The organism is Pseudescherichia vulneris, from assembly GCF_902164725.1.
Classification (GTDB): Bacteria; Pseudomonadota; Gammaproteobacteria; order Enterobacterales; family Enterobacteriaceae; genus Pseudescherichia; species Pseudescherichia vulneris.
This window is the reverse complement of sequence record NZ_LR607338.1, coordinates 2,207,842-2,208,720: the sequence shown is the minus strand read 5'-3', so window position 1 is coordinate 2,208,720 and position 879 is coordinate 2,207,842. Positions and strand designations below refer to the sequence as shown.

The 879-nt window shown below is 58.5% G+C and carries 1 protein-coding gene; it reads left to right on the top strand.

The features are described 5' to 3' along the window. Positions 1–103: 103 nt before the first annotated feature. Positions 104–871, top strand: a complete 768-nt coding sequence (locus FN633_RS09390) for a DUF3750 domain-containing protein (RefSeq protein WP_154057524.1) — start codon at positions 104–106, stop codon at positions 869–871. Positions 872–879: the final 8 nt, after the last annotated feature.

Below are 879 nucleotides of genomic sequence, written 5' to 3'. Positions count from 1 at the left end.
GTGCGTAAAGTTTGGTGATGATTTAAGCACAGCGCTTGCTGAGCAAAGAAACAGCGGTAGAATAGGTCAACTCCCGCCGTTGTTTACTTCCCTTATAGGTGCCATGATCGCTCTCAAAACATTTTTATTGAGTTTGCTGTGTATTATTCTGCTCTCTCTTGTTGCCAGCATCGCCCAGGCGGTAAGCCAGCGCGAAGCCAAAGCCAATGAGGGGTGGTGGTCTGCCCGCCGCGATTCGTCCGGCATTGCGCCCGATCCGGCTAAGTTTGCCCGGCTGGCAATTGTCCAGGTCTATGCCGCCCCCACCTACGGCTGGAAAGGGGCGGTGGCCGTGCATCCGTGGATCATCTTCAAGCGTGCCGGGGAGACCCAGTACAGCCGTTACGAGGTGATCAGCTGGGGCAGCGGCGACAAGGTGCGGCGTAACAGCAACCTCGCGGATGGTTACTGGTACGGATCCAGACCGCGCCTGCTGGTGGATCGCCGGGGGCCAGAAGCCGAAGCGCTGATCCCGCAGATTCAAGCGGCCATCGCCTCTTATCCATGGCCGACTACCTATCACGCGTGGCCTGGGCCCAACAGCAACACCTTTATTGCCCATATTGGGCGAGAAGTGCCTGACCTAAGACTCGATCTGCCTGCCAACGCAGTGGGGAAAGACTATCGTCCGATCTATCGACCCATCGGCTTACCGCCCTCGGGGCGCGGCCTGCAAATCTCGCTGCTGGGCGTGGCAGGGGTGACTTTAGGAGTAGAGGAGGGGTTCGAGCTTAACGTGCTTGGATTGAACGTCGGTCTCGACTTTACGCCCCTGCGCCTGCGCCTGCCGTTCATCGGCGGCGTAGGGTCGGATAATTTGCAGGAGCAGTAAAAACCCAC